This window comes from Herbaspirillum sp. SJZ107 (assembly GCF_006715485.1).
In the GTDB taxonomy this organism is placed as follows: Bacteria; Pseudomonadota; Gammaproteobacteria; order Burkholderiales; family Burkholderiaceae_D; genus Telluria.
In genome coordinates, this window is sequence record NZ_VFNH01000006.1 from 37,645 (window position 1) to 63,113 (window position 25,469).

Here is a 25,469-nt window from a genome sequence, read left to right on the forward strand (position 1 = left end):
CGATACGATGCGCGCCTGCCGACAACGGGTGTCGTAACGCACAACGCTTTTGTGCGAGTGCCGATTAGCTCGCGTGGTTCGCGGCGCAGCGCAATAGAAAGGCGCTGAACAGCTCGCGCAGCAAGGGGATGCGGGTGTTCAGGCGATGGTCCCCCTGCACCAGGTGCAGGGTGCATTGACGCAGGCGCGCAAAACGGATGGCGTATTCGCAGGGGATGACCTCGTCATCCCAAGCATGCACGATCTCGGTAAGCGTCGCGGGCACCTGGGGCGCCTGGCTCGGGTAACCTGGCACGCCAAGAGCGGGCGCCATCAGGAAGACCCCGCGCGCGCCGATACGTGCCGCGGCCTCGGCCGCCACCCAGCCGCCCATGCTGGAGCCGACCAGCAGCAAGGGACCACGCACATCGGCACACGCGCCCAGCAGCTGTTCCAGGCGGGCCGCTGGATCGACGGTGTGGGAGTAGTCGAGGCTAGCCACCTCCCAATGGTGCGACCGCGCAACCTTGGCCAGCGCCACGATCTTGGCGCCGCTCGGACCGCTTTCCTTGCCATGCATGAAGTGAACTAGTCCAGTCGTCATTATCGGATACTCCGTTAGCGGCAGGCGATCAGCGAGGCGAGCAGATTGCCATGCCCGACCATGTGATGGCGGGCGTCGCGGGTCGTGTCCGTGCGCGGATCATAATAGCCGACCACGTGGCAGCGCGCGTCCCGCGCGGTCTGCTTGCCGTCGGCAGCGGTGTCAATGTAGCCGATCGTGTGGTAGCGGGCGTCGCTCAGGGTTTGCCTGTTCATGCTGGTCTCCTTGTGTGGATGTGTTGAACACGATAAGCGCCGACGCGACAGCTGACGTCGCGTCGACGCTGCGACGCAGCTTGTCGCCAGCGACGGCTAAGCTAGCGCCTTGTCGAAACGATATGGAGAGTAAATGGACGAGGTGTTTATAGCCGGCGACAGCTTCATGCTAGTGTCGGGCGGCCAGAGCGGGGCCGACCGCGCCGCGCTTGACTGGGCGATTGAGCGCGGGATACGTCACGGCGGTTGGTGCCCGCGCGGCCGCAAGACCGAGGATGGGGTGCTGTCGGAGCGTTACCTGCTCCAAGAGACCCCGACCGCAGGCTACTTGCAGCGCACCGAGTGGAATGTGCGCGATAGCGACGCGACGCTCATTTTTACCTTGAGTGACAGCCTCGACGGCGGTTCGAAACGTACCGCCACCTTCGCGGAAAAGTTGGGCAAGCCCTGGCTGCATGTGCGGCCCGGTGTGCATCCGAAGTATGTGGCACGCTTTCTCGTACGGCATGCGGTCAAGACCTTGAATGTCGCTGGCAAGCGCGAATCAGCGGCGCCTGGCATCGGCGATCTGGTGCGGGAGGTGCTGTCGCAGGCCGTGCGTACCGGCCCGGACAGCGCGGATTGACAGGCGATGAGCCCCGCGAGGCGACGTCATTCGTCGCGTCGACATGGCAGGATGTGTTGGTTTGTTGATAGAGGAGGCGTGGATGGCGCATATCGTTTTATTGGGGGACTCGATCTTCGATAACGCCCCCTATGTCCCCACCGGGACGCAAGTACAAGCCCAGTTGCAATCGATGCTGGCGCCGCGCGATCGGATGTCGCTTCTGGCACGCGACGGTAGCGTGTTGGCAGATATGGTGAAACAGGTGGCGCGCTTGCCCGAGTTGCCCGAAGCGGCTGACTGGTTAGTGGTGAGCTGTGGAGGCAACGACGTGCTGGGCCTCGTTGGCGCAATGCAGTCGAGGGTAGGCTCGGTGATCGAGGCCGCCGGTTTGCTCGCGGATTGGCAAGCCCAATTCCGGCGTGATTACCGTCGGATGGTCAACGTGCTGCTGTCCAGGCGCCTGCCGCTAGCGCTGGCGACCATCTACGACGCTGTACCGGGACTTGAGCCAGGACTACGCACGGCATTGGCACCTTTCAATGATGTGATCCTGCGTGAAGCGGCGACGCATCGCCTACCGGTACTCGACCTCCGCCTGATCTGTGATGCGCCTGGCGATTACTCGACCGTATCGCCGATCGAGCCCTCGGCACAAGGCGGCGGCAAGATCGCCGCCGCGATCGCGCAACTCGTGCGCGAGCAAGCGCCGCTCGCCCCTCGGACCGTGGTCTACGGCAGCGCGGCACCTTGAGCGTTTTGAAGTTCCCAAAGGCTTTAATGGAATGGACGCATCCTTCCTAACACGGCATTTAGGTGCCAAAGTGGATGTGTAAGGTGTCCACGACCAGAAAGGAGCGTCCGAGATGAAGCTGAGTGCATGCGGCATTGATCTGGCCAAGGCGGTGTTTCAGGTACATGGCGTCGATCTTCATGGCAAGCCCTGCCTACGCAGGCAGCTCAGGCGTGGCGAGATGCTGACATTTTTCATAAAGCTCGAGCCTTGCCTGATAGGTATGGAAGCCTGCGGTAGCGCCCATTACTGGGCGCGCAAGCTGAGCCAGATGGGACATACCGTAAAGCTGATGGCGCCGCAGTTCGTGAAGCCCTACGTGAAGACAAACAAGAACGACGCGGCCGACGCCGAAGCCATCTGTGAAGCGGTCACCCGGCCCAATATGCGTTTCGTGGCGATCAAAACAGAGCAGCAGCAGGCGTTGCTGGCGATCCACCGCGCACGACAGGGATTCGTCAAGGCGAGGACCGCTCAGGCCAATCAGATCCGTGGCCTGCTGGCTGAATTCGGGATCGTCATTCCAAAGGGACTTTGCAATCTTGGCCCCAGGTTGGCATCGCTGTCTGATGAGTCGGCCGGACAGTTACCCGGCAGTTTCTGTAGTCTGCTGCAGCGGCTTGCCGAGAATCTGAAGGAGTTGGACCGCCAGGTTCAGGATTTGGAGAAAGAAATCCAACTCTGGCACGCGCAAAATGAAGCCAGCCGCCGACTGGCCGAGATACCAGGAATTGGTCCGATTACCGCAAGCGCACTGGTCGCTTCGATCGGTGATGCGCGCTGCTTCAAGAATGGCCGGCAGTTGGCTGCGTGGATAGGATTGGTGCCCAGGCAGCACTCCAGCGGTGGCAAGCAGGTTTTACTGGGCATCAGCAAACGAGGCGACGGTTACCTGCGCGCGCTGCTGATCCATGGTGCGCGTGCTGTGCTTCGACACGCCGAACACAAGGTCGAAACTGCCACCAGTTGGCTCGGGCACTTGCTGTCGCGGCGACACAAGAATATCGCGGCTGTTGCGCTGGCCAACAAGAACGCGCGCCGGGTATGGGCACTTCTCATGCATGACGAAAGACGGTTCCGTGCGGATTACGTCTCCGCTGGGGCAGGCACGTAATCCGCACGGCCAAGTTACTTCTCAACCGACTTCAAGGAGGATTGGCAAGCATCCTTCCAACGATTGCTCAGGCGATCAAGATGTGATGGCAAGACAGGTCAGACCGTGACCGGCAAACCCTGCGTGCAACAAGGAGCATCAAGCTCGTGGCTTTGATCAGGAGCCGGTCAGCAAATTCCATCAGGGACAGAGGCTACGCCTCGACCAAAGTCCGGATGTATGGCTGCAATCTACCTCTCTTGGACATCACGAATCGAAAGCTTGGCAAACCAGGATGCGTCCATGTATGTTGCACAAACCAGGTCTTGATCAGCGAGGAATCTGCTGGTCTGGTAGCCTGAACGGATGAAACCGGCTCCGCAGAAGTACCGTACCACCAATTGGAAGACATACAACGAAGCGCTGAAGTCACGCGGCTCGCTGCTCATCTGGCTCGATCCGACCATGAGGTGGCAAGGCCAGCCAAACGGCAGGCATGGGCGCGACCAGACGTTCAGTGACCAGGCGATTCAGTTCTGCCTGAGCATGAAGTGCCTTTTCAATTTGCCACTGCGCCAAGCCATGGGGATGACGCAAAGCCTGCTGCGCCTGGCTGGCCTTGACTGGCCGGTACCTGACTACAGCACGGTCAGCCGACGCCAGAAGACGCTCCAGGTCGCCATCGGCGCAGTGCCGACCACGACAGGGCTGCATCTGTTGGTGGACAGCACGGGCATCAAGATGCTGGGCGAAGGCGAGTGGAAGACGAAAAAGCATGGGGCGGAGTATCGCCGCCAATGGCGCAAGGTACACCTCGGGATCGACGCGTCCACGCTCGAGATCCAGGCCATGGAAGTGACCGACAACAGCATCGGTGATGCGCCTGTCCTGCCAGCGTTGCTGGATCAGATTCCTGCCGACGAGCGCATTGCCAGCGTTAGTGGCGACGGTGCTTACGACACGAAGGACTGCCATGAGGCGATTGCTTTGCGCGCCGCAGATGCCATCATCCCGACGCGCAAGAACGCCAAGCCCTGGAAGACGAACCGCTGCGGCGCCGAGGCGCGCAATGACATACTGCACACGACGCGCAGGCTGGGTCGGGCGATCTGGAAAAAATGGAGTGGCTATCATCGGCGCAGCCTTGTCGAGACCAAGATGCGCTGCTTCAAGCTGCTGGGTGAACGTGTCATGGCACGTGACTTCGACCGTCAGGTCGCCGAACTGCAGGTGCGAGCTGCTGTGCTGAACCGCTTTACTCGACTGGGCAGGCCGGTTACGGTCCCAGTGTTATAAAACCAACTACAAATAGCGTCAGCTCGGCCTTCGCTCAATTTGCTCAACAAAGCCCATCCACTTTGGCACCTAAATCTCGTGTTAGGAAGGATGCGTCCATTCCATTAAAGCCGATAGGCGGTATAACCTTCAGCGGCCCCTTAACGTCGGGATGCTATGTGCCGGAGGATAATGGCCGGCAAGCGCACGCACGGTCGGCAGTCAGTGGCAAAACAACCCGACGAACTTAGCGCGCGGCCGTAGCAGGGCGCCCGCCAGCCACTGCTCGCATATGTGCGCGACCCATCCTGCCGTGCGCGCCAGTGTAAACAGGGCGCCCGCCGTGTTCCTGGGCAGTTCCATTGCAATGCACAGCAATACCAGCGCCAGCTCCTGGCGCGGATACAGGCCATGCTGCTCCTGTACATCGGCGATGAATTTCGCGATTGCATCGAGGCGCTTGCTGCGTTCCCCACGCCGCTCTATCAGGTCGAGCAACAGGCGCGCACGCGGATCGCCTTGCGGATACAGCGGATGGCCGAACCCCGGCACTGCCAGGCCGCGCGATTGGAGATCGCTGGCGCGGCGAAGCAGCGCGCCGCGCGTGGTAGTACGTGCCAGGAACTGTTCGACCTGGCTGTACAGGCGCCCCATCTGGTCGCCAGAATTGGCGCACACTGCCGCCGCCACACAGCTATGCAATGTCGCGCCGCTGGACGCCGCGATGCGTGCTGCGAAACTACTTGGCGACAGCTCATGGTCGGACATCACCACCAATGCCGCATTGATGCCTGCCTGGTTTTCGGCGGTAACCGGAATCTCGAGCGCGCTCAGCAGGCTGGCGGCAATCGATTCGCCTTTTCGCAACTGGTAGAACGCACGCTGTTGCGAAACATAGCCGAAGCAGCCGGCCATGGTCTGGATGAGTTCGCGTGCAGCGTCGAGCGTGTCGTGGCTGCCCGGCTGGCTGGCGGTATGTCCTCGCGTCAAGCCCAACTGCATCGTGAACAGCGCGAACAGTTCGATCAACTGGTCGTTCGAAGCCGGCGGCGTGATCGATGCCGCGAAGCGTCGCAAGCCGTCGGTCCGGAGGTGGCGCGGCCAGCGCAGGCCGGGCGTTCCCGGTTTGCCGGTCCAGAGAAGCTCGGCGACTTCCTCGAAGGTAGTGCCGCTGCGCGCCAGCTGGATGGCCGCTTGCCCGCGGTAGAGAGGCCCCGCGGCCGTGATCTGGGTGATCGAGGTCGGAATGATCGGTTCGCCCCAGTGCATCGCCGAGGCGGCCACCGCGCCATGCCCGGCGCGTGCCTGCGAGCGCGCCCTCAGCTTCTCGATATCGGCTCGCGCGTACAGCCGCTCCTTGCGCCCGGGCTGGGTGATACTGCGTACCAAGCCCCGGCTGACATAGGCATACAGTGTCTGCATGCGCACGTCGAGCAGCTCCACTGCATCGCACGCGGACAAGTAATCTTTGGAAACGGCAGGCGGTTGACGGGCCACGGTAAATAGTGGGGAAGCGGATCGGGCAGAGCAGCGACTATACCGTGCCGCAGCCGGGGTGAAAAGGGTATTCACATTGATCGTGCAATCAAGCTTGATCAACGTGAATGGACGGCATATCGTGGCTGACATCGTTAGTCACCCATAACCGGAGCCCGACAATGCATCTTCCTGCCCACCTCGCCGACTGCCTGCCAAGCCATCTCGATCTGTACTACGACGGTCGATGGGCTGCGCCAATCGATGCGCTTTATCAGGAAACGATCAACCCGGCCACCGGCGCGCCGATCGTCGCGGTCGCCCAGGCCGGGGCGCGTGACACCGAGGTCGCGATCGAGGCCGCGCACCGTGCCTTCCCGGCCTGGAAAGCGCTGGCGCAGGCGGAGCGTGCGGCATGCCTGCGCAAGGCGGCCGGGATCCTGCGCGCGAACGCGCAAACACTGGCGCTGGTCGATGCGATCGATACCGGCAACCCGGTTGCGGAGATGTTGTCCGACGCTCACGTGGCGGCCAGCTCCCTCGAGTACTTCGCCGGCCTGATTCCGATGATCAAGGGCGATACCATTCCCGTGGCCGAGGACAGTCTTCACTACACGGTGCGCGAACCGCTCGGCGTCGTGGCCCGCATCGTCGCCTACAACCATCCGTTGATGTTTGCGGCCGCCAAGATCGCGGCGCCGCTCGCCGCCGGCAATACCGTCATCGTGAAAGCACCCGACCAGGCGCCGCTGGCGTGCCTGAAGCTCGCGGAACTGCTGGATGGCGTGTTCCCGCCGGGCGTGTTCAATGTGCTGACCGGGAGCAGGGAATGCGGCCAGGTGCTCGCTTCCCATCCGCTGGTCAAGAAGGTGACGCTGATCGGCAGCGTCGCCACGGGCAAGGCGATCCTGCGCAGCGCCGCGGAGACGCTGAAACCGGCCCTGCTCGAACTGGGCGGGAAGAACGCGCTGGTGGCCTATCCCGATGCCGACATGGACGCGCTGGTCGCCGGCGCGGTGCGCGGCATGAATTTCACCTGGGCGGGGCAGTCCTGTGGCTCGACCAGCCGGGTCTTTCTTCACGAGTCGATCCACGACGAGGTGCTGGCCCGGATCGCGGAGCGGGTAGCCATGATGCACCGTCCGAGCGATCCCACCGATCCAGCCACCACCATGGGCCCGCTGGTCAGCCGTGCCCAGTGCGACCGGGTGCTGTCGTTCATCGCCTCGGCCGGGGAGGAGGGCGCGCGTCTGGTGCTTGGCGGCGTCCAGCCCGACGAGCCAGCACTGCGCGGCGGCTATTACGTGCAGCCGACGATCTTCGCCGATGTCCAGCCGCACATGCGTATCGCGCGTGAAGAAATCTTCGGTCCGGTGATGTCCGTGTTCCGCTGGAGCGACGAAGAAGAACTGTTTCGCCAGGTGAACGGTACCGAGTTTGGGCTGACCGCTTCGGTCTGGACCCGCGACCTGAAGCGCGCCCACCAGGCAGTGCGCCGGATCGATGCCGGCTTCGTCTGGGTCAACCAGACCGGCCGCCATTACCTGGGCGTACCGTTCGGCGGCAGCAAGCATTCGGGCATGGGGCGTGAGGAATGCCTCGAAGAACTGCTCGACTTCACGGAACTGAAGAGCATCAACATCCAGCTCTGAACCGGACCCGGCAAACCCCCGGCAACCAGCAAAGACCTCCAACATGACCGTCATGCTTGAAAACCAAACCTCCGCCCCCTTTCGCCGTGATGTTCCGACAGCAACCCCTTTCGAGAAATGGTGGGGCAGCGACGCGATCGCGGCCCTCCTGCGCCGCTTCGATATTCCCTACGCCTGCCTGAATCCTGGATCGAGCTTCCGCGGACTGCACGACAGCCTGGTTAACTACAACGGCAACCGGGATCCGCAGATTGTCTTGTGCCTGCACGAGGAACACGCCGTCTCGATCGCGCACGGCTATACCAAAGTCACCGGCAAGCCGCTGGCTGTAATTCTTCACAGCAATGTTGGCTTGATGCATGCGAGCATGGCCATCTACAATGCATGGTGCGACCGGGTGCCGATGCTGATCCTCGGCGCGCACGGCCCGGTGGACGCCGCCAAGCGCCGCCCCTGGATCGACTGGATCCATACCTCCCAGGATGCGGGCGCGCTGGTGCGCTCCTTCGTGAAGTGGGACGACCAGCCGGTCTCGCTGTTGGCCAGCTTCACCTCGCTGCTGCGCGCGCGCCAGATCACCGAAACGGTGCCCAAGGCGCCGGTGTACGTGTGCCTGGACGTGAGCATGCAGGAAGCACCGCTCGATGGCGCGCCGGTGCTGCCCGATGTCGGGCGTTATGCGCCGACGCCCTCGCCCCACGCCGACCCCGAGCTGATCGGGCAGATGGCGCAGCTGCTCTCCGGCGCGCGGCGCCCGGTCCTGCTGGTCGGAAGGGTGTCGCGCGACGAGTCCGAATGGCGCGAGCGCATCGCACTGGCCGAGAGGCTGCAGGCGCAGGTCTTCACGGACCTGAAGGTAGGCGCCGCGTTCCCGACGGCGCACCCGCTGCATCCCCATGCGCCGTCGATCTTCTTCAGTCCTGAGGGTGCCGCTGCACTCAAGCGGGCCGACGTGATCCTGAGCCTTGATTGGGTCGACCTGCAGGGGGCGCTCAAGCAGGCGTGGGGCGACGACGAGATCTCGGCCAAGGTGTTGCAGGTCTCGCTCGACCACAACCTGCACAACGCATCCAGCCTGGACCATCAGGACCTGCCCCCGTGCGACTTGTACGCCGCGGCCGAGCCTGCCAGTGTGGTAAGGGCGCTGCTGGCGGTGCTGGGCGAAAGCGGCACGCTCCGTGCCGGCGCCGAGGCGCCAGCCGTGCGCGCACGCGCGGTCGACGATGGCGGAACCGACATCAGCATGGCGTTGCTGGCCGATAGTCTGAGTGATTGCCTGGCAGGCAGTACGGCCTGCCTGATCCGGTTGCCGCTCGGCTGGAGCGGTGACCTCTGGCACTTCCAGCATCCGCTCGACTACCTCGGCTACGACGGCGGGGCCGGTATCGGTTCCGGACCTGGAATGGCGGTCGGCGCGTCGATGGCATTGAAAGGCAGCGATCGCCTGCCGGTTGCCATCATTGGCGATGGCGACTTCCTGATGGGGAATACGGCGCTGTGGAGCGCGGCCAGCCTGGAGGTTCCCATGCTGGTCATCGTCGCCAACAACCAGTCGTTTTTCAACGACGAGGTGCATCAGGAACGGGTCGCGCGCGACCGCGGGCGCCCGGTCGAGAACCGCTGGATCGGCCAGCGCATCGGCGAGCCATGCGTCGACCTGGCCGCTATGGCGCGCGCCCAGGGCTTCGACGGCATCGGTCCGGTCTTGACGCGCAACGAACTGGTGTCCGTGCTGAGCGACGCGATCGCGAAAGTCCGTTCGGGAAGATCGGTGCTGGTTGACGTTCAAGTGCGGCCCGGCTACGCGCCGTCGATGAGCGCCGGCATGACGAAAACCGTCGGTTGAGAGGCGGTAAGCTGTCAGGATCTTTATGAATATTGCAATGTGGGAATAATAACGACTGCCAAGATTGCACGCTTCGAGTCCGTCGCGGATTTGCTGGACAAAGCCAACGGCATACTCTATATTTTTTGTTAGAGATCTAAATAAAATCTGGTCGATACCGCTATTTGGCAGGTAGCTCACATCGGGGCGCAAGATCCTGGTGACCTACGACCGATCGGATCAGGCCGGTTAGATATCTATTCAATCAAAGACAGCCGAGGAGACACCACATGAAGTATGGATTCCAGAGGTTCGCAACCCTTGCGTTGCGAACCGTAGCCACCGTTCTGGCCAGTGCCGCCATGGCACTGCCAGCCCAAGCCCAAGTCAGGATCGTGGTCGGCAGTACCGTGTCGAGCGATGTCTCGGCCGCGGCGCTGGCGCTGGCCATGAAGGATGGCTCGTTCAAGCGCGCCGGCCTTGACATCCAGTTGAAGAATTTCGTCCAGTCCAACCAGAAGTACGATACTTTCAAGGCGGGTGCGATCGACATGGACGTCAACATGGGCGCTATCAATGCGGCCCAGCTGTTCGCATCGGGCGTTCCGGTGCAGGTGCTGCGCGCCGTCACCCCCGCCGATATCTGGGCGGTGGTCGCGCCCGCGGCCTCGCCCCTCAAGGGGCCGCCCGACCTGAAGGGCAAGCGCTTCGGCGTGGTATCGCTGTCGGGAACCAACTATGGTGCCACCTATGCCGCGATGAAGCTAAGCGGCGTCGACATGATGCGCGACATGAAGGTGTCCACGCTGCCGCCGTCGGCGATCCTGCTGGCCCTCGAAAAGAAGGACATCGATGCCGCGACGCTGTACGAGCCGTACCTGACACCGGCGCTCAAGAGCGGGCGCGTGAAGGTCGTGTTCAAGCCGGGCGACATCTATCAGGCGCACTACAAGGAACCGTTCCTGGCGCTGGTCATTTCGGGCCGCAAGGATTTCGTCGCCAAGAACCGCGCTGCCGCTACCAAGTTCGTCGCCGTGATGGAACAGACGCTGGCTAACCTGGGCAACAACACCGATGCCGCCGCCAAGGCGCTTACCGAAGTGATGCCTGAAATCAAGCTCACCCCGGCGCAAGTGAAGGAACTGCTGGTGCCGTACATTCCCAACGTCATCAAGACACAGAACGACGCCGCCACCATCAAGGCCGCGCAGAACCTGTATGACCGGATGCTCGAGGCCAAACAGCTGCGCATGCCTGCCAAGGCCAGCGAGTTCTGGATCAAATCATAACGCCGGGAGCCGAGACCATGATGAAGCAATCCACCTTCGCTGCCGCATCTCGTCCCGCACCCATCCCGGTTGGGCCCAAGCCATCGGTGTGGGGAGAGCGTTCCAAATACGTCGCCATGGCCCTCCTGCCGTACATCGTGCTGGTCGCGCTATGGCAGGTCATCTCTACCACCCAGCCGGCCTATGTGTTTCCTCCGCTGGGAGAGATCTTCAAGACGATCGGCCTGCTGCATGAAGAGGGTGTGCTGATACCGGCCACGCTGGTCACCATCAAGTCGGTGCTGATCGGGGCCGTGATCTCGGCCATCGTGGGCACCCTGATCGGTTTCGCGCTGGCGCGTTTCGACGCATTCACCGGCCCGATCCTGAACTTCGTGCAGACGGTGCCGTATGTCGTCTGGGCGCTGATGGCGCTGATCTGGTTCGGTTTGACGCCGTTCTCGGTCGTGTTCACGATCGTGGTCGCCGCTTTCCCGATCGTCTCGTTCAACGTGGCTGCCGGTCTCAAGAACGTCGACAATCTATTGCTGGGTATGAGTCAATCGGTGCGCGCCAGCCGTCTGATGGTGCTGCGCCACATCGTGTTCCCGAGCCTGACGCCGTATCTGCTCAGCGCCAGCCGCACCATGCTCGGCATGTGCTGGAAGATCAGCGTGCTGGCCGAATTGTTCGCTGGCGGGGCCGGCGGCGGCGGCGTCGGCTACAAGCTGTTCGTTGGCTGGGAGTTCAGCCGTCCGTCCGAGGTGTTTGCCTGGACCCTGTGGCTGGTCCTGCTGATGCTGTTGTCCGAGTGGCTGGTCATCAAGCCGATCGAAGCCTTCATAACCCGTTGGAAAAAAGCCTGAGCGCGGAGGACGACATCATGAGCAGCATCGAAATCAATCGCTTGACCAAGACCTTCGACACGCCGACCGGCGCATTGATGGTAGTCGACGATGTCAGCTTCGAGGTCGGAAACGGCGAGTTCGTGTGTCTTCTGGGCCCGTCCGGTTCGGGGAAATCAGTCACGCTCAACTGTATCGCCGGTCTGCTGAAGGAGACCACGGGCGAGGTGAAGGTGGGCGGGGTGCCGGTCGCCCAGAAGAAGCCGCATTACGGTTACGTGTTTCAGCAGCCGCGGCTGATGCCATGGCGCACCGTGGAGCAGAATCTGCGCTTTGCCCTGCGGGCCGAGTCGGGCCGGGCGGTGCCCGACGAGGACGAGCGCATCCGCAATGTGCTCGAGCTGGTCAACCTGTCGGGGTACGAGGGTTTTTACCCGCACCAGATCTCCGGCGGCATGCAGCACCGGGTTGGCATTGCGCGCGCCTACATCCGCAATCCGGACCTGCTGTTGATGGACGAGCCGTTCGGCGCGCTCGACGAGTTGACCGCGCGCCGCCTGCGCTCGGAACTGGTAGCGGCCTGGCTCAAGGATCGCCGCACGGTCGTGTTCGTGACGCACGACATCGTCGAAGCCTGTTACCTGGCCGATCGCATCGTCGTCTATACGCCCAAGCCGACCCGGATCGCGCAGATCATCGAGGTCGACCTGCCGCATCCGCGCGTGTACGGCAGCCCGGAAATGCATGCGATCGAAACCGACGTGCTGGCGGCGTTCGAGCGCAGCCTGAGCCAGTTTGCCGAGGCTTGACGAACCGTGCCCGGGCGCGCAGGCCTGACACGTGCGCGCCCCGGGCCAGGTTCAGGGCCGTTTTCGTTGGCTTATAATTCTGCTTCCGATAACGCAGCGATCACGATATGAGCAGCAACAAGAAAGTCGTCAAGAACGAAACCCGGGCTATCCTCAATCACTGGCAGGACGAGGGACTGGACGATCGCCTTGCCCACCTGATCAAGGACGCCACGCGTGCGCTGGTGCGTGCGTTGCAGATCCGGCTGATTGAATATGACGTGTCGTTCGGCCACTGGACCTTCCTGCGTATCCTGTGGGAGAAGGATGGCGTGACCCAGCGTGCGTTGAGCGAGGCTGCCGGCGTGATGGAGCCGACCACTTACGCCGCGCTGACCGGGATGGAAAAGCTCGGCTACATCGAGCGGCGCCAGGCGCCGGAGAACAAGAAGAACATGTATGTATTCCTGACCGAGCAGGGCAGGGCGCTCGAAAGCAAGCTGGTCCCGCTGGCGATCGAGGTCAACGAGATCAGCATGCGCGGCATTACCGAGGAAGAGATTCGTACCACACGTAAGGTGTTGCTCGCGATGATCAAGAACCTGGCGGCTGACGAGAGCGAGGCGGGCGATACCGAGCGCAAGATGCCTTCTACCCGAAAACTCGGCAACATCGTTTCGCGCAGCAGCGCCGCCACCAAGTAAGTCATCGGCGCACGTTGCGCCCTCCCCAAGGCCGGCCTCCCGGCCAGTTTCCGCATTTTATCCCCTGTCGTTACGCCTCCTGCGTCGAGCCCGAACGCGGCACGCACGTGCCGTCGTTTGCCCGCATGGACAAGTCCGGCCTTGTGCCCGGCCTCAGCATGTTTCCCGTGCTTCTGGTTCGAGCGGCTGACCAACGCGAAAAATACCGTTAATTTTCTAGACAAACCCTGTCTCAACTCCTATACTTATTCTTAGAGATCTAAGTTTATTGGATCTGCACTTAACCCTGCTTGACAGCAGAACCGTGGCTGCCGGCACCGACTATCTGGAGAGAGACATGCTGACCAAAGAAGAAAACGATTTGCTGTGCCGCGTCGAGGGCGATGCTCCGATGGGCCAACTGATGCGCCGTCACTGGCAGCCGGTCTGCCTGATCGAGGAGGTCAGCGAGCCGGATGGCACTCCGGTGCGTGCACGCATGTTCGGCGAAGACCTGGTCGTGTTCCGCGACACGGAAGGCCGTGTCGGCGTCATGGACGAATACTGCCCGCACCGCAAGGCCTCGCTGGCGCTCGGGCGTAACGAGGATGGCGGCCTGCGCTGCCTGTACCACGGCTGGAAGATGGACGTCGAGGGCAACGTCATCGAGATGGCGTCGGAGCCGCCCGCCAGCTGCATGGCCAACAAGGTCAAGCACCTGGCCTACCCGGCCAAGGAGTGGGGCGGCTTCGTCTGGACTTACATGGGCCCGTCGGACAGCGTGCCGGAGTTCGCGCCGCCGGCCTGGGCGCCGACCGCCGATACCCGGGTCAGCATCGCCAAGGTCCTGATTCCCTGCAACTGGGCGCAGATCCTGGAAGGCGCGATCGATTCCGCCCACAGCTCGAGCCTGCACTCCTCGGATTTCGTGCCGGCGCGCGTGAACAGCGCCGAAGCCAACGACAAGAACTGGCTGCGTCCGTCGACCGACAAGGCGCCGCGCATGCAGGTCCAGCGCACCGGCTACGGCTTCCGCTACGCCGCGATCCGCCGTCCTATCACCAATGCCGCCACCCACGACTATGTGCGTTCGACCATCTTCGTCGCGCCGGCGACGGCCCTGATTCCGCCGAACAACCTGTACAACGTCGCCAACATCAACGTGCCGCGGGACGACACCAGTACCGCGTTCTATTTCCTCGCCTGGGGCCATCCATCGCAGACCCCGGAAACCGAAACCTGGCGCAAGTTCCTGGGCCAGCAGGTCGGCGTCGACCTGGACCGGAACTACCGTTCGCTGCGCACCATCGAGAACAACTTCTTGCAAGACCGCGAGAAAATGAAGGCAGGTAACTTCACCGGGATCACCGGCTTCCCCAACCAGGATGTGGCGATGTGGCTGACGATGGGGCCGATCGCCAACCGCAGCGACGAGCGCCTGGGCGCCAGCGACATCGCCGTGGTCGAGTTCCGCCGGCGCATGCTGGACGCCATCGAGGAGTTCCAGAAAGCCGGCGTGGCCATCGGCACGGGCGAACTGAAGATCCCGGCCAGCGACGTCTCGTACCAGGCCATCGTGCCGAAGACGGTCGACTGGCGCAACTTCGAAGCCGAATACATCTGGACCAAGCCGGTCGCCGCCCTCGAGCCTTCGTACAACACGGGCGGACCGAACGATTGAATCCGGCATCACGATAATCACAGGAGACACTGGCATGGCCAAACTCAAGCTTTCCGTCGCCATGGGCGATTACGACCGTACCCGCGCGCTGCTCGACGGCAGTGTGCAGATCGATGGTGTCGATCCGGTTTACATGACGCTCTCGCCGGAGGAGATTTTCTTCCGCGCATTCCGCAACCTCGAATTCGACATCAGCGAACTGTCGCTGTCGAGCTATCTTGTAAAGGCGTCGAAGGGAGAAAGCCCGTATGTGGCGATTCCCGTCTTCCTGTCGCGCGCCTTCCGCCATACCTCGATCTATGTGCGCAAGGACCGCATCAAGCGTCCGGAAGACCTGAAGGGCTGCCGCATCGGCATTCCCGAGTACCAGTTGACCGCCATCGTGTGGGCTCGTTCGATTCTGCAGAACGACTATGGTGTGGCGCCGGAAGACGTGACCTGGGTGCGCGGCGGGATCGACGAGCCGGGGCGTCCCGAGAAAATCAAGTTGCAGCTGCCCCCGGGCGTCGAGATGGAAAGCGCGCCTGCCGACCGCACCATCTCGGACATGCTGGACAAGGGCGAGATCGACGGTTTCATCGCCCCGCGTCCGCCCGGCGGCGCGGCGGCGCGCAACCCGAACGTGGGCTGGTTGTTCGACGATCCGACCGCGACTGCCAAGGAATATTACCAGCGCACCGGCGTGTTCCCAATCATGCACGTGGTTGGCGTACGCAAGGAACTGGCGGCCGAGCATCCATGGCTGCCGGGCGCGGTGATGAAAGCCTTCGAGCAAGCGAAGAAAGCGGCGCTGGACAAGCTGGCCGACACCTCGGCCACCAAGGTCACCCTGCCATTCGTCGAAGAGCAGCTGAAGGCAGCGCGCGAACTGATGGGCCAGGACTACTGGTCGTATGGCGTCGGTCCGGCCCACAAGACGCTTGAGGCGTTCGTGCAGGCGCACCATGCACAGGGCCTGTCGTCGCGCCTGCTGTCGGTGGACGAGCTGTTCCATCCGGCGACCTACGAGTCATACAAGATTTAAGCGGCAGCGTGCCCATGGCCGGCATGCCCGGCCCGACAGGTAAAGATTATGTTTGACGATAACGAAACCCTTGAGGCGGCGCGCGCGCGCAACGTGCGCGACGCGGTGTATGAAGACATCGGCCGCGGCGACTGGACCGCGCAGCTGGTGAGCCCTGAAACGGCTGCCACCGCCCAGGTCACGGCCAAGGAGGCCGCCACGCTTTGCGGTAGTGCCTGGTTCGACGCGTGCCTGCGGACACTGGACCCCGGCGCCCGTATCGAATGGCACTTCGGCGAAGGCGGCCAGGTGACCGCCGGCGCGGTCGTGTGCACCGTCGCCAGCCAGGCGCGCGCGCTGCTCAGCGCCGAACGTGCGGCACTGAACTTCCTGCAGATGCTGTCGGCGGTGGCGACCCGCACCCGCCAGTACGTGCAGGCGATCGAGGGTGTCTCGCCCAATCCCGCGGGCTGCCGGCTGCTGGATACCCGCAAGACGCTGGGCGGCCTGCGCCAGGCGCAGAAATACGCGGTGCGCGTGGGCGGCGGCGCCAACCACCGGATGGCGCTGTGGAACGGGATCCTGATCAAGGAAAACCATATCAAGGCGGCAGGCGGCATCGCCGCGGCGGTGGACGCCGCGCGCGCGCTGAACTCCGGCACCGGCATCCAGATCGAGGTCGAGGACCTGGACGAGATGGCTGAAGCCCTGCGTGCCGGCGCCACCAGTATCCTGCTCGACGATTTCACGCTGGACGCGATGCGGCGCGCGGTTGAGCTCAATGGCGGCCGCGCCGTGCTCGAAGTGTCGGGCGGCGTCGACCTCGACAGCGTGCGCGCGATCGCGGCCACGGGTGTCGACCGCATTTCGACTGGCAAATTGACAAAGGACATCAGCGCAATTGACCTGTCGCTGCGCCTGCTGTAAGCGGCGCCAACCGACAGCCCGAGCGGCGCGATGCCAACATCGAGAGGAGACAAAATATGCAAGTCAACACTGAAGCGATGATGCAACTGCGAATCGCCAGCGCCACCGATGCCGCGAACGGCATTCGCACCTTCGAGCTGGTGGCCCAGGATGGGACCGAACTGCCGCCGTTCACGGCCGGGTCGCACGTCAGCGTGCGGGCGCCGAACGGCATGCTGCGCAAGTATTCCTTGTGCAACGACCCGAACGACCCGGGCCGTTACGTGATCACCGTCAAGCGCGATGCGAACGGGCAGGGCGGCTCGGTCAGCATGGTCGACGAAGCGAAGCAGGGCGATATCCTGCCGACGTCGATGCCCGAGAACGCTTTCCCGCTCGTCAATAGTGCGGGTGGCTACATCTTCATTGCCGGCGGCATCGGCATCACCCCGATCCTGTCGATGATCCGCTCCTTCGGCGAACTACCGCCGGCGCCGTGGAAGCTGTACTACTTTACCCAGTCGCCGGAGACCACGGCATTCCTGGAAGAGCTGAGTGCACCCGAATTGCGCAAGAACGTGGTGATCCACCACGACTGCGGCGATGCCGCGCAGGCATTCGACCTGTGGCCGGTGCTGGAGCGTCCGAGCAACAAGCACATCTACTGCTGCGGCCCGCGCGGTCTGATGGAATCGGTGCGCGACATGGCCGGCCACTGGAACAGCGCAAACGTCCACTTCGAGAGCTTCGTCCAGGGCGGCGCAGCCCAGAAGGACGACAAGCCGTTCGTCGTCGAACTGGCTGCCAGCGGCCGCACGTTCGAAGTCCCGGTCGGCAAGACCATTCTCGACGTGCTGCGCGAAGGCGGCTGCGACGTACGCACCTCCTGCGAGAGCGGCACCTGCGGCACCTGCCGCACGCGCCTTGTCTCGGGCGTGGCCGATCACCGCGACATGGTGCTGATGCCCGAAGAGATGGACGACCAGATCATGGTCTGCGTCTCGCGCGCCAAGACCGACCGGATCGTCATCGATCTCTGAGGGCGCCGCCATGACACAATCTACCATCCGCCTCGGCGTGGCGGGCCTGGGGCGCGCATTCTCGCTGATGCTGCCGACCTTCCTGGCCGACGCCAGGATCGAGCTGGTCGCCGCCTGCGATCCGCGCCCGGCCGCCCGTGCCCAGTTCGAGAAGGACTTTTCGGCCAGCGTCTACGAGACGATCGAGCAGCTCGCCGCCGACCCGGCGCTGGACGCCGTCTACGTCGCCAGCCCGCACCAGTTCCATGCCGAGCACGCGCGCGTCGCGGCGCGCCATGGCAAGCACGTGCTGGTCGAAAAGCCGATGGCGCTCAGCCTGGACGAGTGCGACCGCATGATCGCTTCCTGCGCCGAAGCCGGCGTGCACCTCATCGTCGGCCACTGCCACAGTTTCGACTCGCCCTACCTCAAAGCACGCGCGCTGGTGGCCGGCGGCGAGTTCGGCAAGGTCAGGATGATCCATGCGCTGAACTATACCGATTTCCTGTTCCGCCCGCGGCGGCCGGAGGAATTGATGACCGACGAAGGCGGCGGCGCGGTGTTCAGCCAGGCCGCGCACCAGATCGACGTGGTGCGCCTGCTGGCCGGCAGCAGGGTGACGCGGGTGCGCGCTGCGTTGGGGGCCTGGGACCCGTCCCGCCCCACCGAGGGCGCCTACAGCGCCATGCTGTGGTTCGAGGACGGCGCGTTCGCCTCGCTCACGTACAGCGGTTATGCGCACTTCGATTCGGACGAATGGACAGGCTGGATCGGCGAGATGGGCAATGCCAAGGACCCGGAGAACCATGGCGCTGCGCGCCGCCGCCTGCGTACCCTGGAGTCGCCCGGGGAAGAGGCACGCCTGAAGGCCGCCGGAACCTACGGCGGACCGGACTACAAGCCGCCGGCCGCCGGCGCGGCGCCCGGCACGCCCGCGCTGCACCAGCATTTCGGTCCGCTGATCGTCACTTGCGACCGGGCCGACATCCGTCCCTTGCCGTCCGGCGTGCTGGTCTACGGCGACGACGTGCGCCAGCACCATCCGCTGCCCGCGCCGGCGGTGCCGCGCTTCGAAGTCATCGACGAACTGGTCGCAGCGGTGGCCGATGGCGTGCCGCCGCTGCATGACGGCGCCTGGGCCCGCGCGACCCTGGAGGTCTGCCTGGCACTGCTGGCGTCGGGCCGAGAGCAACGCGACGTCGTGCTGCCGACCCGGGCATGACGCCGCATTCGTTCGGCATCGCCCTGGCCGGCGCCGCGTTGTGCATGTTTTCGGCCAACGTGCTGGTGATCAAGCAGGGCGCCGAGCGCGTCAGCCTGAACCTCGGCTTCCTGATCTCGGTCGGGGTCAACCTGCTGTTCTGCGGCCTGCTGCTGGCAGGCCAGCTCACGCTGTCCGGAACCGGCATCGGCTGGTCGTGGCGCGCGGTGCTCCTGTTCATGCTCGGCGGGGCATGTTCGACCTATCTGGGGCGCTGGTTCTTCTTCGAGGCGGTGGTGCGCATGGGATCGGCCAAGGCTAGTCTGTTCCAGGTCAGCAGCCCCGGATTCGCGGCGCTGATCGCCTGGGTCGCGCTCAATGAAGCGCTGTCGCCGGCCCGGCTCGGCGCGATCGCCTTCACGATTCTCGGCCTGGCCCTGATCGGCTACGTGCCGGGCATGTTCTCGCGGCCGCGTCGCCTGGCGCCGGCAATCGGCGGCACGGCCGCCCGTACCCGCGCTGCCCTGTCCGCGCGCCTCAAGGAATCCACCCTGGTGCTCGGCACCGGCGGCTCGATCGCGTATGCGATCAGCACGGTGGTGCGCGGGGCCGCGATCCGGGACTGGAATCAGCCGCTGGCCGGTGCCTTGCTCGGCGCCTCGACCGGGCTGCTGCTGCATGCTGCGTTCAGTCCCGACATCCGCACGGTGCCGGCGAGCCTGCGCGCAGCCGACCGCCGCGGCGTGATGCTGTACCTGGCGAGCGGCGTCCTCACCATTGCGGCGCAGATCTGTTCGATCTGGTCGCTGCGCTACATCGAAGTGGCGCTGTCGAACCTGATCACCCTGAGTACCCCGCTGCTGGTCATCCCGTGCGGGTATTACCTGTTCGAGAAGAAAGAAAGACTGTCGCCACGGGCCTGGATGGGCGGGGGCATGGTGCTCGCCGGCGTGGCCACGCTGACACTCTCGCGATAGGACCGAAGCGGCCGGCTGCACCGTACAGTCCGGGCGCCGGCCGTCATGCAAACGATGTAGGAGGAGACCCGCCGGTCCGTTCGTTCCACAGAAGGGGGATGAGCCGGCGGACAAGCGAAGCAGTCATAATCATAACGAGGAGCTGTAATGCATTTCGCAAGAACAAGCACCGTAGTTGCAATGACGGCACTTTCCGTAGCCGCCCATGCCCAGAACAACGTCCAGCTGTACGGTCTCATGGACGCCGGCGTCGAGTACGTCGACAAGGTCCGCGTCGGTGGCGTCGGCTCGGCCACCGAGAGCATGGTCCGCGTACAGTCGGGCAGCGCGCAGAGTTCCCGCTTCGGCCTGCGCGGACGCGAGGACCTGGGAGACGGCCTCACGGCGGTCTTCGCGCTGGAGAGCGGCATCTCGATCGACAGCGGTACCCTGGGACAGAACGGACGCCTGTTCGGCCGCCACGCCTATGTCGGCCTGAATCACAGAACCCTCGGCGAGATCGAGCTGGGACGGGAAGCCACGACGTTTTACGACTATGGCGTACAGTATGATCCGATCACGGCAAGCCGCTACTCCGCCGTCGTGTTCGACGCTGCCTATGTCGGCCGTGCCGACAATGCGGTCAAGTACGTCGGCAAGTTCGGCGGGTTCAGTGTCGGCGCACAGTACAGCTTCGGGCTCGACGGCACGATCGCCGGCGGCAGCGAAGTGCCGGGGGCTTACCGCGTCGGCAAGGAAACGGGAATGCACGTCAGCTATGTGCTGGGCAAGGCGCAGTTTGGGGTCGTCTATGACCGCCAGAATGGTACGTCCATCGCGACCGAGCGTAATACCACCGAACGCAAAGCGGTGGGCGGCGCCATCAGTTTCCCGTCGGTGAAACTGTTTGCCTCCTACCAGCGCACGACTGCGGCGACGCCCGCGTCCAGCCGCGATACCAACCTGTATTGGGTTGGTGCGCAATACAGCCCGGTTGCCGCGTTCACCGTGACGCCGACACTGTACGTCAACGATCCGGAAGGAGCCGCTAACAAGTCCACCATGCTAGCCTTTCTTGCCAATTACGCCTTGTCGAAGCGTACCGATCTGTATAGTCAGCTGGCGTTCATGCGCAACCAGGACCAGGCAAGCATGGGCATGGGCGGTGCCGTGAATCCGGGCGACCGTCAAGGAGGCGTCATCCTCGGCATACGCCACCGTTTCTAAAAATCATTTCGCTGGTGCCGGATGGCGGTGGGTCCGACATCGGCGGATTTGTGTTTCGATGGACTTTTACACGAAACCATTTCTCTATAGCATTTGTCGGAGGCCGAAGAAACCGTACCGGCAGGCATCGTAATTCCTGCCGTTTCGGTCTTTGCTCGGCAGCGGATCGAAACATTACGTAAAGCCGATCCATTGCTGCTTCCGTCGCAGAATCGACCCCGTATCGCTTTCTTACCGGCGCGATCCCAAAAAACGATACGCTAGCCTGCATGCCTTTGTGGAGGGCGCCTTAGTTGAAGGCAATGATGATTCAGGGTCGGGATGCTTCAATGACCGGCCACTTCGCGATGACACGCTTGAATATCCGTACGGGATAGCGTGCGATGATCGGGAACTCCGCAATGGCATCCTGAATGCTTAGAGATCTAAGATAAAAGTATACTTAGATCTCTAATATTAATGTACACTGTGACGAACCTGCCATAAGCCCCTGGCGGATTGTGCCACTCAGGAGTTGGAAAATGCCTCGTCCAGCGGTGCTGGCTCGCACTCATCGGATTGTTTCCTCTACAACGTGGCGCTCAGCGTGCCTGCGTTCGAGATAGCTCGACTGCGCCATGCAGTTCTAGTCTTTCCGTCCATTTTGACAGGGTGCCGTTCGTAGCTGTGCGCCTGAGTTCACATAGCGCTAAATAAGTACCGATAACAGGAGACCAGGATGGAGAACGAAAATTTGAAGTTAGGCGGTGTGCGACACGTCTCCTTGCCACCTGTAAGCGAGTCGATGTCGGATAAGGCACGGGAAGCGACCTTCCAGAAAGTCACATGGAGATTGATGTCCTTCCTCTTCGTGTGCTGGGTGCTCAATTATCTGGACCGCGTCAATGTTAGTTTTGCTCAACTGCAACTAAAGCAGGATCTGGGCATGAGCGACGCCGCTTACGGACTGGGGATCAGCCTGTTTTTTATCGGCTACATCCTGCTTGAAGTGCCAAGCACTTTGTGGCTGGAAAAGGTCGGAGCACGCAAGACGGTAACCCGTATCATGCTGTTGTGGGGTGTCATCTCGACTTCCATGGCATTCATGACCTCGCCAACGCAGTTCTATATCGCACGTATCTTGCTAGGTGCCGCAGAAGCTGGCTTCTGGCCGGGCATTATCCTTTACATGACCTACTGGTTTCCGGCAGAGCGGCGCGCTCGCATCACTTCCCGTTTCCTTCTCGCGATCGCGGTCGCTGGCGTCATCGGAGGCCCGCTGTCGGGATGGATCCTTCACAACTTTAACGGTGTCATGGGCTACCGGAACTGGCAATGGTTGTTCTTCCTGGAGGGGGTGCCGGCTGTGATTGGTGGTGTAGTGGCTTACTTCTACCTTGTCGATAAACCGGAACAGGCGAAGTGGCTCAGTCCCGCCGAGAAGAAAATTATCACTGACGCGCTCGCCGCAGATACCCGCGCCGCGGACAAGAAGACCAAGTCTGCGCACAGAATCGGAATGGCCCTGCGCGATCCGCGCGTATATATTCTTGCCTGGGGATGGAGTACGGTCCCGTTATGCGGCACCATCCTGAATTATTGGACGCCGACGATCATCAAACAATCCGGGGTCAACAATGTGCTAAATGTCGGCCTGCTGTCAGCCTTGCCTTACATAATCGGTGCGCTCGGGATGCTCATGATCGCGCGGAGCTCCGACCTTTCGCTGGAACGTCGCTGGCATTTCTTCGCTTGTACCTGTTTTGGCGGTTTGGGTGGCCTTGCGCTGGCCACCATGTCGACCAACTCGGCCGCCGCTATCATCTGTTTGGGCCTCATCTCGGTTTCCTATTTCTCTGCGGCCGCGATCATCTGGTCAATTCCTCCCGCCTACCTGTCGGAGGAAGCCAGAGCCAGCGGGATCGGCATCATCAGTAGCATTGGCCAGATTGGAGCATTCTGCGCACCTATCATGCTTGGCTGGATCAAAACGCTGACGGGGAGCTTGACAATTGGCCTGATAATTATCTCGGGATTGGTCATAAGCGGCGGGTTGGCAGTGCTACTCGGTGTGCCTTCCAAAACAAAACCGGTCAACGATGATTAGGCCAAACTTCTGGCTACGACAAGCGGAGCGCCATGCTGACGTGGCGGAGTTCATTGTGCTGCTGTCTGGCACCAGCGTGATCGGGTCGATCTGCGTCGGGCGGCCCCGCCCGCCTTGCCAATGGCGACAGCCAGTTTAATCTCTAGTAGCAGTTACCGGTGCGCGGCGAGTAGGGACAGGTGGACCGTCGCACCATTTAGTACCCAACGATGGAAGCCTTGTTGTTCAGCTTGCGTGTTTCTTGTGCCTAGGTACTGTGCTCAAGCGATGCAGTCGGTCATGATGTGCAGGGACATCAAGGCCGTATGCAAGGTAGTCGAGATGAAGATGACGGCGGAGACGAACGCCAGATTGGTATGTTTAACGTCATGACCTTCGGCAAATACTCCGTACTGTCGAGTGTCAGAGATGGCTTTGCGCTGTGGGTGCTAGCTAACCTGGTGGCGGTCCATTCAGAATGTGAACGATTGGATCAGCACAGTCTTGTTGCGAGTAGCATAGCCGTGCAATTAATGCTTGGATCAACGACAAGGTTTGAATCGCCACGAGTTCAGTAGACACTCCTGAGCCTATAATTGAAGGTTCAAGGAGAAGTCATGAGCGGCAAGCGGTATCCCGAAGAATTCAAGATTGAAGCAGTCAAGCAGGTGACGGAGCGCGGCCACGCGGCCACGGAGGTTGCTGCACGGCTGGGCGTGAGCTCGCACAGCCTGTATCAATGGGTAAAACGCTACAGCGCACCACCAGCCGAGCGTCAGAAGACGGACGATCAGCAGGCGGAGATGAAGCGCCTGAAGGCCGAATTGAAACGCGTTACCGAGGAGCGCGACATTTTAAAAAAGGCCGCCGCGTACTTTGCCAAGATGTCCGGGTAAGGTACGCCTTCATTCGCGATGCTCGCCATGAGCATTCGATCCGAAGGCTTTGCAAGATGATGACGGTGCATCCCAGCGGTTTTTATGCCTGGTGCGCCGAGCCAGAAAGTCAACGGGACCAGGAAGATCGGCGTCTGCTCGGGCACATCAAACAGTCGTGGTTGGAAAGCGGCGCGGTGTACGGCTATCGAAAAGTGTCCGACGACCTGCGCGACCTGGGCGAGCAATGCGGCATCAATCGTGTTCACCGAATCATGCGTACTGCTGGTTTGCGCTCACAGACCGGCTATGGCAAGCGCCGTTTCAAACGCAGCGGCGCGCCCTCCGTGGTGGCGCCAAACCATTTGCAGCGGCAGTTCGATGTGACTGAGCCAAACAAGGTCTGGGTCACGGATATCACGTACATCCGTACCCATGAGGGTTGGTTGTACCTGGCCGCAGTGCTCGACCTGTTTTCCCGTCAGGTAATCGGATGGTCGATGGGATCGAGAATGGATCGCGAGCTCGCCTTGAACGCATTGCTGATGGCTGTCTGGCGACGTCAGCCAAAGCAAACCGTCATGGTTCATTCGGATCAGGGTAGTCAGTTCAGCAGCTACGACTGGCGCGATTTTCTAAAGGCGCATAATCTCGAGCAGAGCATGAGCCGACGCGGCAATTGTCACGATAATGCTGTCGCGGAGAGCTTTTTCCAACTGCTGAAAAGAGAACGCGTTCGTCGTCGAATCTACGCTACCCGCGACGAGGCCAGGCAGGACATCTTCGACTATATCGAGATGTTCTACAATCCGAAGCGCCGGCACAGCTTCAGCAATGACCTGTCGCCAGTCGAGTACGAAAAGCAGTATTTCCAGCGGCTCAGGAGTGTCTAGGAAAGCCGTGGCGATTCAAACATAAGTCATCGATAAAGCGTGAAAAGATAATGGCAGCGGCTAGCGAAAGTAACGCAGCATCAGCGTCTAGGCTACGCTCAAAACGGATGCGCAACTTACCGAAGCACGCGAACCAGGCATGCGTTCGCTCGACCACCCATCGATGCCTGCCCAAGCGCTCACTGCTTTCGATGCCTTTGCGAGCGATGCGTCCCGTGATTCCTCGCTTTCGCAAGTAGCGCTGGCACCGCGCGTAATCGTAGCCTTTGTCGGCGTGCAGTTTACCGGGCCGCTTTCTCGGCCGACCGTCCAGTCCAGGCACCGCTGGGATTGCATCCAGCGTGTGCTCGAATGCCATGGAATCGTGCCGGTTCGCTCCGGCGACCGTAATGGCCAACGGAATGCCCCTTGCATCTACGATGACGTGGCGTTTGCTGCCGAGTTTTCCTCGGTCAGTCGGGTCCAGCTGGAGGTCTATCTGCCAGGCTGAGCGGCTGCGGTGTGCTCCACAGGTTGCACAGACACCTGGCTCCACTCGCCATT

At 62.2% G+C, this 25,469-nt stretch carries 22 protein-coding genes and 1 pseudogene; 19 read left to right on the forward strand and 4 right to left on the reverse strand.

Annotation, left to right across the window (positions count from 1 at the left end):
- Positions 1-64 precede the first annotated feature (64 nt).
- Positions 65-583, reverse strand: a complete 519-nt coding sequence (locus tag FBX97_RS28050) for a YqiA/YcfP family alpha/beta fold hydrolase (RefSeq protein ID WP_141839051.1) — start codon at positions 581-583, stop codon at positions 65-67.
- 14 nt (positions 584-597) lie between these two features.
- Positions 598-798: a hypothetical protein gene (locus tag FBX97_RS28055; RefSeq protein WP_141839053.1), complete on the reverse strand. Its 201-nt coding sequence runs from the start codon at positions 796-798 to the stop codon at positions 598-600.
- A gap of 133 nt (positions 799-931) precedes the next feature.
- On the opposite strand from FBX97_RS28055, the gene FBX97_RS28060 reads away from it, so the two are divergent.
- The 4 genes from FBX97_RS28060 (at position 932) to FBX97_RS28075 (ending at position 4,584) form a co-directional block, all read left to right on the forward strand.
- On the forward strand, positions 932-1,423 hold the full coding sequence (locus FBX97_RS28060) for a putative molybdenum carrier protein (protein WP_141839055.1): 492 nt from the start codon (positions 932-934) through the stop codon (positions 1,421-1,423).
- An 82-nt stretch (positions 1,424-1,505) separates the two neighbouring features.
- Positions 1,506-2,156 (forward strand): SGNH/GDSL hydrolase family protein, encoded by a 651-nt coding sequence (locus tag FBX97_RS28065; protein WP_141839057.1) that lies wholly within the window; start codon positions 1,506-1,508, stop codon positions 2,154-2,156.
- A gap of 112 nt (positions 2,157-2,268) precedes the next feature.
- Positions 2,269-3,309 carry an IS110 family transposase gene (locus FBX97_RS28070; protein WP_141839058.1) on the forward strand — a complete coding sequence of 347 codons (1,041 nt, stop codon included), beginning with the start codon at positions 2,269-2,271 and terminating at the stop codon, positions 3,307-3,309.
- A 345-nt stretch (positions 3,310-3,654) separates the two neighbouring features.
- Positions 3,655-4,584 carry an IS5 family transposase gene (locus tag FBX97_RS28075; protein ID WP_141839060.1) on the forward strand — a complete coding sequence of 310 codons (930 nt, stop codon included), beginning with the start codon at positions 3,655-3,657 and terminating at the stop codon, positions 4,582-4,584.
- 201 nt (positions 4,585-4,785) lie between these two features.
- Here the strand turns inward: FBX97_RS28075 and FBX97_RS28080 are convergent, their stop codons facing one another.
- On the reverse strand, positions 4,786-6,006 hold the full coding sequence (locus FBX97_RS28080) for a citrate/2-methylcitrate synthase (RefSeq protein ID WP_255517665.1): 1,221 nt from the start codon (positions 6,004-6,006) through the stop codon (positions 4,786-4,788).
- A gap of 215 nt (positions 6,007-6,221) precedes the next feature.
- On the opposite strand from FBX97_RS28080, the gene FBX97_RS28085 reads away from it, so the two are divergent.
- From FBX97_RS28085 to FBX97_RS28155, 15 genes are all read left to right on the forward strand, one after another.
- Positions 6,222-7,691, forward strand: coding sequence for an aldehyde dehydrogenase family protein (locus tag FBX97_RS28085; RefSeq protein WP_141839062.1), 1,470 nt, complete (start codon positions 6,222-6,224; stop codon positions 7,689-7,691).
- Positions 7,692-7,734: 43 nt separating this feature from the next.
- Positions 7,735-9,537, forward strand: coding sequence for a thiamine pyrophosphate-binding protein (locus FBX97_RS28090; protein WP_141839064.1), 1,803 nt, complete (start codon positions 7,735-7,737; stop codon positions 9,535-9,537).
- 341 nt (positions 9,538-9,878) lie between these two features.
- A complete protein-coding gene (locus FBX97_RS28095; RefSeq protein WP_185748784.1) occupies positions 9,879-10,805 on the forward strand; it encodes an ABC transporter substrate-binding protein in 927 nt (308 codons plus the stop codon).
- A 17-nt stretch (positions 10,806-10,822) separates the two neighbouring features.
- Positions 10,823-11,650, forward strand: a complete 828-nt coding sequence (locus FBX97_RS28100) for an ABC transporter permease (RefSeq protein WP_255517666.1) — start codon at positions 10,823-10,825, stop codon at positions 11,648-11,650.
- A 17-nt stretch (positions 11,651-11,667) separates the two neighbouring features.
- Positions 11,668-12,438 (forward strand): ABC transporter ATP-binding protein, encoded by a 771-nt coding sequence (locus tag FBX97_RS28105; protein ID WP_141839068.1) that lies wholly within the window; start codon positions 11,668-11,670, stop codon positions 12,436-12,438.
- 107 nt (positions 12,439-12,545) lie between these two features.
- Entirely contained in the window at positions 12,546-13,121 is a 576-nt protein-coding gene (locus tag FBX97_RS28110; RefSeq protein ID WP_141839069.1) for a MarR family winged helix-turn-helix transcriptional regulator, read from the forward strand.
- 337 nt (positions 13,122-13,458) lie between these two features.
- Positions 13,459-14,781 (forward strand): Rieske 2Fe-2S domain-containing protein, encoded by a 1,323-nt coding sequence (locus tag FBX97_RS28115; protein ID WP_141839071.1) that lies wholly within the window; start codon positions 13,459-13,461, stop codon positions 14,779-14,781.
- A gap of 34 nt (positions 14,782-14,815) precedes the next feature.
- Positions 14,816-15,805, forward strand: coding sequence for an ABC transporter substrate-binding protein (locus tag FBX97_RS28120; RefSeq protein WP_141839073.1), 990 nt, complete (start codon positions 14,816-14,818; stop codon positions 15,803-15,805).
- 48 nt (positions 15,806-15,853) lie between these two features.
- Entirely contained in the window at positions 15,854-16,711 is an 858-nt protein-coding gene (gene nadC / locus FBX97_RS28125) for a carboxylating nicotinate-nucleotide diphosphorylase (RefSeq protein WP_141839075.1), read from the forward strand.
- A gap of 56 nt (positions 16,712-16,767) precedes the next feature.
- Positions 16,768-17,730 (forward strand): PDR/VanB family oxidoreductase, encoded by a 963-nt coding sequence (locus FBX97_RS28130; protein WP_141839077.1) that lies wholly within the window; start codon positions 16,768-16,770, stop codon positions 17,728-17,730.
- Between the two features lie 10 nt (positions 17,731-17,740).
- Positions 17,741-18,931, forward strand: coding sequence for a Gfo/Idh/MocA family protein (locus FBX97_RS28135; RefSeq protein ID WP_141839079.1), 1,191 nt, complete (start codon positions 17,741-17,743; stop codon positions 18,929-18,931).
- A complete protein-coding gene (locus FBX97_RS28140) occupies positions 18,928-19,887 on the forward strand; it encodes a DMT family transporter (protein WP_141839081.1) in 960 nt (319 codons plus the stop codon). The genes FBX97_RS28135 and FBX97_RS28140 overlap by 4 nt, the downstream gene beginning before the upstream one ends.
- 147 nt (positions 19,888-20,034) lie before the next feature.
- Positions 20,035-21,093, forward strand: coding sequence for a porin (locus tag FBX97_RS28145; RefSeq protein ID WP_141839082.1), 1,059 nt, complete (start codon positions 20,035-20,037; stop codon positions 21,091-21,093).
- Positions 21,094-21,877: 784 nt separating this feature from the next.
- The gene (locus tag FBX97_RS28150) at positions 21,878-23,179 is read left to right on the forward strand and encodes an MFS transporter (RefSeq protein ID WP_255517674.1); all 1,302 of its coding nucleotides are present in this window, start codon (positions 21,878-21,880) and stop codon (positions 23,177-23,179) included.
- A 596-nt stretch (positions 23,180-23,775) separates the two neighbouring features.
- Positions 23,776-24,926 (forward strand): IS3 family transposase gene (locus FBX97_RS28155; RefSeq protein WP_141839084.1). Its coding sequence is split into 2 segments (ribosomal slippage): positions 23,776-24,013 and positions 24,013-24,926, totalling 1,152 coding nucleotides; the frame shifts between segments, so codons are not numbered across the junction.
- On the opposite strand, the pseudogene FBX97_RS28160 reads toward FBX97_RS28155, so the two are convergent.
- Positions 24,913-25,389, reverse strand: a pseudogene (locus FBX97_RS28160) (IS5 family transposase); the annotation flags it as partial. The gene FBX97_RS28155 and the pseudogene FBX97_RS28160 overlap by 14 nt on opposite strands.
- Between the last annotated feature and the right edge of the window lie 80 nt (positions 25,390-25,469).